Annotated in this window: 9 protein-coding genes and 1 pseudogene; 5 read left to right on the top strand and 5 right to left on the bottom strand. The window is 63.7% G+C overall.

The window, feature by feature from the left end; all coding sequences use genetic code 11:
* Positions 1–457, top strand: a pseudogene (locus ABZD10_RS11315) (urocanate hydratase); the annotation flags it as partial.
* Between the two features lie 95 nt (positions 458–552).
* On the opposite strand, the gene ABZD10_RS11310 reads toward ABZD10_RS11315, so the two are convergent.
* From ABZD10_RS11310 to ABZD10_RS11300, 3 genes are read right to left on the bottom strand one after another with little or no spacing between them, the layout of a single operon-like run.
* The gene (locus ABZD10_RS11310; protein ID WP_372886589.1) at positions 553–1,107 is read right to left on the bottom strand and encodes a VOC family protein; all 555 of its coding nucleotides are present in this window, start codon (positions 1,105–1,107) and stop codon (positions 553–555) included.
* A gap of 57 nt (positions 1,108–1,164) precedes the next feature.
* On the bottom strand, positions 1,165–2,109 hold the full coding sequence (locus ABZD10_RS11305; protein WP_372886587.1) for a carbon-nitrogen hydrolase family protein: 945 nt from the start codon (positions 2,107–2,109) through the stop codon (positions 1,165–1,167).
* A 14-nt stretch (positions 2,110–2,123) separates the two neighbouring features.
* Positions 2,124–3,314, bottom strand: coding sequence for a C45 family autoproteolytic acyltransferase/hydolase (locus tag ABZD10_RS11300; protein ID WP_372886585.1), 1,191 nt, complete (start codon positions 3,312–3,314; stop codon positions 2,124–2,126).
* A 140-nt stretch (positions 3,315–3,454) separates the two neighbouring features.
* On the opposite strand from ABZD10_RS11300, the gene ABZD10_RS11295 reads away from it, so the two are divergent.
* Complete coding sequence (locus tag ABZD10_RS11295; protein WP_372886583.1) at positions 3,455–3,784, top strand: hypothetical protein; 330 nt, start codon at positions 3,455–3,457, stop codon at positions 3,782–3,784.
* 39 nt (positions 3,785–3,823) lie between these two features.
* Here ABZD10_RS11295 and ABZD10_RS11290 read toward each other — a convergent pair whose 3' ends face one another.
* Together ABZD10_RS11290 and ABZD10_RS11285 are read right to left on the bottom strand one after the other, a co-directional pair.
* Positions 3,824–4,117, bottom strand: a complete 294-nt coding sequence (locus tag ABZD10_RS11290) for a hypothetical protein (RefSeq protein ID WP_372886582.1) — start codon at positions 4,115–4,117, stop codon at positions 3,824–3,826.
* 102 nt (positions 4,118–4,219) lie between these two features.
* The gene (locus tag ABZD10_RS11285) at positions 4,220–5,278 is read right to left on the bottom strand and encodes a biotin carboxylase (RefSeq protein WP_372886580.1); all 1,059 of its coding nucleotides are present in this window, start codon (positions 5,276–5,278) and stop codon (positions 4,220–4,222) included.
* A 403-nt stretch (positions 5,279–5,681) separates the two neighbouring features.
* On the opposite strand from ABZD10_RS11285, the gene ABZD10_RS11280 reads away from it, so the two are divergent.
* The 3 genes from ABZD10_RS11280 to ABZD10_RS11270 are packed head-to-tail and all read left to right on the top strand — an operon-like array spanning position 5,682 to position 8,647.
* Complete coding sequence (locus ABZD10_RS11280) at positions 5,682–6,698, top strand: TRAP transporter substrate-binding protein (RefSeq protein ID WP_372886579.1); 1,017 nt, start codon at positions 5,682–5,684, stop codon at positions 6,696–6,698.
* On the top strand, positions 6,698–7,273 hold the full coding sequence (locus tag ABZD10_RS11275; RefSeq protein WP_372886578.1) for a TRAP transporter small permease subunit: 576 nt from the start codon (positions 6,698–6,700) through the stop codon (positions 7,271–7,273). Before ABZD10_RS11280 ends, ABZD10_RS11275 begins: the two co-directional genes overlap by 1 nt.
* A gap of 54 nt (positions 7,274–7,327) precedes the next feature.
* Positions 7,328–8,647, top strand: a complete 1,320-nt coding sequence (locus ABZD10_RS11270; protein ID WP_372886576.1) for a TRAP transporter large permease subunit — start codon at positions 7,328–7,330, stop codon at positions 8,645–8,647.
* The last annotated feature ends 33 nt before the right edge of the window (positions 8,648–8,680 follow it).

The following is an 8,680-nucleotide window of genomic DNA, read 5'->3' as shown; positions in this document are numbered from 1 at the left end:
GGCGCGGATCTGCTGGATCGGGCTCGGGGATCGCCACCGCGCCGGGTTGAAGTTCAACGAGATGGTGGCCAGCGGCGAATTGAAAGCACCGATCGTGATCGGGCGCGACCATCTGGATTCGGGCTCGGTCGCCTCGCCCAACCGCGAGACCGAAGCCATGCGCGACGGCTCGGACGCGGTCAGCGACTGGCCGCTGCTCAATGCGCTGGTCAACACCGCCAGCGGGGCGACATGGGTGTCGCTGCACCATGGCGGCGGGGTCGGCATGGGCTTCAGCCAACATGCCGGCGTCGTGATCTGCGCCGACGGCAGTGATGCGGCGGCGCGGCGGCTGGAACGCGTGTTGTGGAACGACCCGGCCAGCGGCGTCTGGCGCCATGCCGATGCGGGGTATGATGCGGCGCTGAGCTGCGCCCGGGATCACGGGTTACGCCTGCCCGCTATTCTGGGCACCTGATCCCGGACGCAGCGGCCGGCCGCGGCCTTGTCGGCATGGGGGGCGGCCGGCAGCGGACTTGCCGCCACGGGGAGCAAACGGCAAGTCCGATCGGCTCAGGCGTCGCCGGCCGCCAATTCGGGGACCGTTGCAGCGGTTTCGGGGGCAGGGGTCTCTTCGCCCGGTGCCACGTCACTCTCGGGCAGGTCGAGAAGGAACGCCTGTCGCAGGCGCTGGTCGCGTTCCGCCGGGGTCAGGCGCTCGACACGCTTGGCGAGGTTCCAGCGGATGCCGAACGGGTCCACCAGAACCGCGTTCAGATCGCCCCACCAGGTGGCGGTGACCGGCGAGATCGCCACCGCGCCGCCGTCCACGGCGGCCTGGAAAGTGTCTTCGATGGGCTCGAGGTAATGGTGCAGGCTGACATGGCCGGTTCCGGCGGTGGGCAGCGCGGTCCGGTCGAGCACCAGGATCAGCGCGGTGCCGCCGATCTTGACCAGCGCATGGATCACCTCGTCGCTGTCCGGCGCGGTCAGCACCTCGACGATCTCGGCGTGAAACACCTCGGTATAGAAATCCAGTGCGGCCTGCACGTTGGCCAGGGCAAGGCTGGCGGTGATGCTGCGAAACCCTTTCGGAACGGCAGCGACTTTGGGGTTTGGTGACGTCATGCGACGATCTCCTTTTCAATCAGTGTTGTGCCAAAGGCGAATGCGTGGGCGGCGGGTTCAGCCCGCCTTCTTTCGCGGTTTGGGGGGCACGGGCACGATGTCGACCTCGACGGGGTCGACGGGGCCCGTGTGGTTCCCTGCTGATGGGGTGGGGCCGGGGCGACCCGGTTTCTGCAACGGGCCGAGCGAGTCGAGATAGCCGCGATCGAAGCCGGGCTGGTAGACCGGGAACTCGACGCTGTTGTCGCGGAAGCTTTTCAGCGGCTGGCCCATGTTGAGGATGCCGCGGCGGCGCTGGCGCCGCACCAGGTCGAAATCGACCTCGATCGGGATCATCTCTTCCTGCACGTTGCCGCGATGCAGGATCTGGCCGGCCGGGTCGATCACCATGGAATAGCCGTTGCCGCCCGCCAGCAGGCCGTTGATGTGGAAGATGTAGCTCTGGAACATCGCGGCCGACCCCTGGGCGATGGCAAGGTCGGCGGGGCGGTCGACGAAGCTGGCCAGAACCGGGTTGATGATCACCTCGGCCCCCATCGAGGTCAGCGTGCGGGTCACTTCCGGGAACCACAGGTCATAGCAGATCGAGACCCCGAAGCGGCCCGCGCCCGGCACGTCGAAGACGCAAAATTCGCGCCCCGGCGTGACCCCGTCCTCGTAGGGGGTGAAGGGGAACATCTTGCGGTAGCGGGTGACGACTTCGCCTGCCGGGTTGATCACCGGCGTGGTGTTGTAGATCGCGCCGTCGAGCTTTTCGAAATACGATCCGGGGATCAGCCAGGTGTCGTAGCGGCGGGCCATCTCGCAGAACTCGCGTTCGAACGAGCCGTCCATCGGCTGCGCCGCGTGTTTGGCCGGACCATGGGCGGCGAGTTCGGAAAAGACCACCATCTGCACCCAGGGGTAGAGGTGAAACAGGATCTCCAGCCGCTGGCGCATCTCTTCGAGATTGCGGTGCGTGGTGATGTGCATTTGAATGCCGGCGATCGCGAAACGGGACATTGTGCTTCCTTTGCCTACTCGGGGGATGGGTCGTTTGAAACCGGGGTCAGGTTGGACCACTCGCGGTCCTGTCCCAGGTGGTTGCGGCGCCAGAAGGCCGCCAGCCGCGCCTGCTCGGCGCCGTCGGGATCGGGCAGGCCGGGGGTGAGCTCGCGCAGAAAATCCTGGTACCAGGGAAGGGCCGGGTCGTCCGGGGCAATGACCGTCGACGCCACCGCCGCCGACCCGGTGGGATCATAGCGGATCGGGCGCTGACGCGCGGCCACCTCGGACAGCTGGAAGCTTTCGCGCGTGCCGTCCTTCCACGACAGGGTGACCGTGCCCAGAACCGGCCGGTAGCAGGCGGTATAGACGGTGCCGAACCCCTGTTTGTAATTGGTGCCGAACAGCGGCGGCCTGAGGAATTCCGAGGCCAGCAATCCGGCGCTGAGGTCGCTGCGCTCGAGCAGCGTCTCGAGATGCTGCGCGCGGCCCATGGTGTTCGACACCCGGCCATGGCGCGGCCATTCGACCCCCAGCTGGTGGTTGGTGGCCCAGCGCTGGCGGGTGACGATCGCCGGGCGGTCGGGGGCCAGAAACACCGTGGCCCATTCTCCGGCCGCGTCGATCACGGTGACGTTGTAGGACATATGCGAAGGCACCGAGCGCAGCACCTCGACCGCGTCGCGGGTGGTGGTGCAGGTTTCGAGCACATAGCGCATGATGATCGGGATGCCGAACCCCGGCTGGCGTTCGACCCACCCGCCGAAGGTCAGCGACGCGGCCAGCCCGGCATCGTTCATGCCGTCGGCCAGCCCGGCCATGGCCTCGACCATGCCGACCACCCGGCGTCCGCGCCAGTTGGTCGACAACAGCGTCGCCTCGTTCAGGTCGGGATCGAGATCGTAATTGCGGATCAGCATCGGCCCGTCACCATCGACCAGCACCGCCTGAGAGCAGTTCACCAGATAGCGCGGCGGAGACCAGAAGCTGAGGAACTGCGCCGCAGAATCGTCGGCGCCGCTGACCAGGCTCAGCTCGTCCCAAAGCGATTCGTATTCCGGCATGTGACGGCGCAGCGCCCGTCGCGAGTCCCGCAGATCAGGCCCGTCGCCCTTGCTGCGGGCGGTGTACCACTCGCTCCAGCCGGGCCAGCCATGCGCGAACACCTTGCGCCATGCTTCCCCCGGACGTTCCTCGGTGAGGCTGCGAAAATTCAACTGCATGAGGTGATTTCCCCCTGAAAATGCGCGTATTCCGGCGTTTCCGGGGCCAGACCGGAAACGCGGTCGCGGATGGGTTCATCTACATCATGCATCATGGTGTTATATTGACTTTTGTTGTTTTCATGTCAAGAACATCCCTCATGCTGCCACCACCCGTTCCATCTACCGCGATCCGCCAGCCCGATATTCCCCAGTTGCTGGCCGGGTTCCGCATCACCCATTACCCGGTGATCGTACGCACCCCGCGCCTGGTCAAAGGGGGCGGCTTCGGAGACCAGTTGAAGAACCCCAATACCTGGACGGTCTATTTTCTGGTCGATGGCGTCTGGGCCTATCTCGAAAGCGCGCGCGGTTTGCGCCGCGAATGGAGCAGCCTTGACCGGCTCGAGGTCTGGCTGCGCGAACAGGGGTTCAGCTATTTCTGGGTGCGCAACGATCTCGACCCGGTGGGGCCCGAGACCCCGGAATAAGCTCTGCCCGGACGAGACCGCCCGGGCAGGGGGCAGGTTTCAGAACCACTTGCCGGCGGTCATGTCCGACGGCATCGAGATCTGCGTGGTGGCGGAAATCGGCACGCTCTTGAACTGGGCCTTGATCGCCGCGTTCCAGTCCGAGGCGCGCGCCAGCAGCTCGCGATCGTCCGACTGCATGCGGCCGCGCGCCAGCAGGCAGCCCAGATCGGCGCCGTGATAGCAGTATTCGCCGACCCCGTAGACCCGCAGATAGAAGGCCTCGGCCTCGTCGCCAAGCGCATTGATGTTGTGGGTCGGCCGCTCGAAGTTGATTTCGCCGTCCTCGCCCATGCGCCAGATGCCCGAACGCGGCGCCTTGGTGATCAGCTCGACCTTGTCCTCGGTCTGCTTGAGGATCAGCTGGGTCCAGTGATCGTAGTGGTTCCAGCGCGACTACACTTCCTCGAGGTCGATCTCGTAGTCGACATCCATGAATTCCAGCAGGTGGAACAGGAACAGCGGGCAGCCGCCATAGGTCGAGGTGATGAGGTTGGTGGGCGGTGAAGCGCCCGAGACGCGCGGGTTCAGCTCGCCGAGATAGACTTCGTTGGTGTCGGTATCGAGCAGGAAGTCGATGCAGAACACCCCCTTGTAGCCTTCCTGATAGAGGCGGTCGCCGAACTTGCGCGCCATGTCGCGCACCTTTTCCGGCACGTCGTCGGGCAGGATGGTCGGCGAAATGTCATTGCCGCACCAGCCGCCCTTGTAGGGGGTGATTTCCTCGAAGCCGGTGATGTCGGTCATCACCGGACCTACCAGCGTGCCGTGCCGCGTGGCACAGCCCTCGATGGTGCCGGGCAGGTGGTTGAGCCGCTTCATGATCTTCAGCTGCTGGCCGATGATCTTGCTCGACACCTTGTCCCAGTCGTCCTGCGACTTGATGAAGAAGGTCGTGCGGCCGCTGTCGCCATAGGGGGTCTGCACCACCAGATCCTGCCCCAGCCCGGCGCGGTCGGCGAGTTTGCTCAACTCGCCATAGGTGTTGGCCTCGCCCATGATGTTGGGGGCGCTGGGCACGCCGGCCTCGTTGCCGAGCCGGGTGGTCTCGATCTTGCTGTCCAGCCGGTTGCGCAGATCGTTCGAGGGCAGGGCGATCTCGAGGCCGACCTCCTTGCACAGCTCCTCGGTCTCCTCGTCGAACTGCACGAAGATCGCCATGCCGGGAGGCTGCGACTTGATGCGGTCGCGGAACTCGGGATGCGCCACGAGGTAGTTGCCGACATCTTCCATGGAGCGGAAATCCTGGGCCTTGGTCTGGGTCGGAATGAAGACCCTCGGGTGGCGGCCGTCGAAGATGTCGAAGTAGTTGACGTATTCGAGCCCGCCGACCCACTGGTCGAGACCCAGCAGGTTGAACGGCGTTGGCATGATCACGTAGATCGGTTTTTCGTTGCGTCGCAGGAACCTGTAGATATCGGTCAGGCCCGAGAGCGGTTCAGGTTTGTCGGCCATTTTCGAGGTCCTTTTTCTGGATACGTTGCCGGAAGGCCCGGGGGTGAACAACGGCGAATCGGATTTTTCACCATCATGGATCAATTCGTTGATTTGATGAGAATCCGTTTCAAGGCGGGGCGCAAGCGCGCCGGCCATGGCGGCGCGTATATGGGAAAGATGCACAAGAGCTTGTTTTAAAGCGACTAAAAACTGCTTCGAGGCGGCCTGATTGATCTGGGATACACGTTCAATCGCCAAGTTTTTTGCAATTTCGTGAAACTTTTCATTGCTTACATCTTTTACCATGATGTAGGAGGCTAACCACGTTGACGCCGGGGCACAAGTGGCTTGTGACTCCGCCCCCTCGCCGACACCTTGACAGTTCACGGGCGCCAGCCGCCCGATTTTCGGAGGAGAAACCATGAACTTCAGCACCTTTACCCGCCGTGCCGCGATCGGCGCGATTTCGGGCGCCGTCGCCCTTGCGGCCGTGGCCACCACTGCCAGCGCCGACACCGTGCGCCTGCGGTTCCACACCTTCTACGGAACCGAGATCGACCACATTGCCAAGAAGTTCAAAGACACCGTCAAGGAAGCCTCGGACGGCAGCCTGCGCATCCAGTATTTCCGTGGCGGAGAACTGGTGGCATCGGATCAGTTCGCCGATGCGGTCTCCAAGGGCACGCTCGACATCGTGCACGGCCACGGTGGCTATTGGTCCGGTCAAGTTGACATCGGCAACATCGAAGCCGGTCTTCCGGGCGCTTGGGCCAGTGTCGACGAAGCCAAGGCGCTGTTCGACAGCCCCGCCGTCGACGCGCTGCTGACCGAAGCCTATGCCGAAGCCGGCGCCAAGTATCTCGGCAAGGGCTATGGCCACAACTACGACCTGCTGACCAAGGAGCCGGTGACCTCGCTGGAGGATCTGAAGACCCGCAAGATCCGCGCCACCTCGAACGTGGCCAAGGTTCTGAACGCCTTCGACATCCCCACCGTCTACCTGCCGGCACAAGAGCTTTACATCGGCATGTCGACCGGCGTGATCGACGGCGCCATCTATGGTGGTCCGGTGGAATACGAGCAGCTGAAGCTGAACGAAACCGCGCAGAACTACACTTTCCTCAACATGCTGATGCCGGGCTGGACCGAGACCTTCCTCGCCAACCCCGCCGCATGGGAGAAACTCTCGGACGAGCACAAGAAGATCCTTGAAGCTGCGATCGCCCAGTTTGCCGAAGACATCCACCAGTGGTTGGCAGCCGGCAACGAGGGTGTCGCCGAAGGTACCTTCAACTACGCGACCCTGCCTGACGCCGACTCCAAGGCGCTGACGGTGGCCGCACAGGGTGTCTGGAAGGAAGAAGCCGCCCGGTCCGAGCGCAATTCCAAGTTGATCGACCTTCTGGTTGACAATGCCAAGGCCCAAGGCCGCCTGTAATGAGTGTCGTGACAAGATACCTTGTCATGCAGGATGGCCTGTCCGAGTTCGTCGGGCGGGCCATTTCCTGGTTGACGCTGGCGATGATCGGGGTGCTGGTCTTCGAGATCATCGCCCGATATTTCCTGAACGCCCCGACGATCTGGGCTCATGAAACCTCGACCATGCTCTACGGGGCCTTCTGCATGCTGGCCGGCGCCTATACCCTGCGCCATCGCGGGCATGTCCGCTCCGAGGTGATCTACGGGGTGATGGGGCCGCGCGGCAAGGCCTTTTGCGATACGATCATTTTTGCGCTCGGCCTGCTTGTGCTGGGCGTTTTTTTCAAGCTCTCGGTCGAATTTGCCGCCGAAAGCTGGGCCGTGCGCGAGTATTCGAACAAGAGCATCTGGCAACCGGTGATCTACCCGATCAAGACCGTGATCCCGATCGCGGTCGGGCTGGTGATCCTTCAGAACATCGCCGAATTGCTGCGCGCCGTTCTGGTGCTGCTGGGCATCCGCTTTGACGATCCGCGTGCCCGCGAGGTCGAAAGCGACATCGACCCGGAACTTCTGAACGCCGCCAAGGACTGAGGCAGATGAACACTGGGGGGAGGCAAGGCCGCCGCCCCGGGAGGAGGATAAACTATGGCTGAACTCGATCCGCTGTTGATAACCGCGATCATGTTCCTGTCGATGCTGGCCCTGATGGCGATGGGATCGCCGCTGGCCTGGGCATTGACGATTTCGGGCGTCGGCAGCGCCTTTGTACTCTGGGGTCCGGGGGGGCTGGACCTGCTGGTCTCCTCGACGTTCAGCGCGATGGACAATTTCCTGCTGGTGGCGCTGCCGATGTTCATTTTCATGGGGCTGGTGTTGCAACGATCGGGCATCACCGACGATCTCTTCGAGATGATCCACAAGCTGATGGGCGGCGTGCCCGGCGGGCTCGGGGTCGGCACCGTGATCATCTGCGCCCTGATCGCCGCCATGGCCGGTGTCTCGGGCGCGGCCACGGTCAGCCTCGGGATCATCGCCCTGCCGGCGATGCTGAAACGCGGCTACGACAAGCGGCTGGTCACCGGCACGATCATGGCCGGGGGCGCGCTGGGCTTCCTGATCCCGCCCTCGGTACTGATGATCATCTATGCTTTCCTGTCGCGCGATTCCGTCGGCAAGCTGTTCGCCGCCGGCCTGATGCCGGGGCTGATGCTGGCCGGGATCTACATCCTCTATGTGCTGCTGCGCTGCCGGATCAATCCCGATCTCGGCCCGCCCGCCCCCGCCAGCGAACGGTTCAGCGGTATCGAGAAGCTGAAATCGCTGCGCCACCTGATCGCGCCGGGGGTGCTGATTGCCACGGTTCTGGGCTGTATCATCGGCGGCGTGACCTCGCCCTCCGAGGCCTCGGCCATCGGCGCCGCCGGTTCGCTGGTGATCGCCGCCCTGCACGGGCGGGTCAACTGGGACATGCTGCGCTATGTGATGCTGACCACCACCAAGCTGATGGGCATGCTGATGTGGATCACCATCGCGGCGGTGTTCTTTTCCAAGATCTATGTCGGTCTCGGCGCGGGCATGATCGTCGGCGAGCTGATCGAGGATTTCGAGCTTTCGCCGATGCTGGTGATCGTGGCGATGCTGGCGACCTATTTCGTGCTCGGCATGTTCCTTGACGATTTCGCCATCGTCTTCATCACCGTGCCGCTGTTCGTGCCGATCGTGCGCGATCTCGGCTTCGACACGACCTGGTTCGCGGTGCTGTTCATCCTGTCGATGCAATCGGCCTATCTGACCCCGCCCTTTGGCTACAACCTGTTCTACATGCGCTCGGTGGCCCCGGCGAATGTGACGATCGGGGATATCTATTGGGCGGCGATTCCCTTTGTGATCCTACAGGTGATCGGGCTGGCGCTGGTGGTGGCTTTCCCGCAGATCGCCCTGTGGCTTCCGGGATTGCTGTTCTGACAGGAAAGCCGCGATGCGGGCGCCGGCTGCGGC

The organism is Shimia sp., assembly GCF_041624275.1.
Classification (GTDB): Bacteria; Pseudomonadota; Alphaproteobacteria; order Rhodobacterales; family Rhodobacteraceae; genus Shimia.
Note: the sequence above shows the minus strand (reverse complement) of the source record. Positions and strands in the feature narration are given on the sequence as shown.

Bases quoted from the DNA above. Each gene is read 5' to 3' on its own strand.
- ABZD10_RS11270 (WP_372886576.1), top strand. From the start codon at position 7,328: ATGGCTGAACTCGATCCGCTGTTGATAACCGCGATCATGTTCCTGTCG.
- ABZD10_RS11280 (WP_372886579.1), top strand. From the start codon at position 5,682: ATGAACTTCAGCACCTTTACCCGCCGTGCCGCGATCGGCGCGATTTCG.
- ABZD10_RS11285 (WP_372886580.1), bottom strand. From the start codon at position 5,278: ATGGCCGACAAACCTGAACCGCTCTCGGGCCTGACCGATATCTACAGG.
- ABZD10_RS11275 (WP_372886578.1), top strand. From the start codon at position 6,698: ATGAGTGTCGTGACAAGATACCTTGTCATGCAGGATGGCCTGTCCGAG.
- ABZD10_RS11295 (WP_372886583.1), top strand. From the start codon at position 3,455: ATGCTGCCACCACCCGTTCCATCTACCGCGATCCGCCAGCCCGATATT.
- ABZD10_RS11305 (WP_372886587.1), bottom strand. From the start codon at position 2,109: ATGTCCCGTTTCGCGATCGCCGGCATTCAAATGCACATCACCACGCAC.
- ABZD10_RS11290 (WP_372886582.1), bottom strand. From the start codon at position 4,117: ATGGGCGAGGACGGCGAAATCAACTTCGAGCGGCCGACCCACAACATC.
- ABZD10_RS11300 (WP_372886585.1), bottom strand. From the start codon at position 3,314: ATGCAGTTGAATTTTCGCAGCCTCACCGAGGAACGTCCGGGGGAAGCA.
- ABZD10_RS11310 (WP_372886589.1), bottom strand. From the start codon at position 1,107: ATGACGTCACCAAACCCCAAAGTCGCTGCCGTTCCGAAAGGGTTTCGC.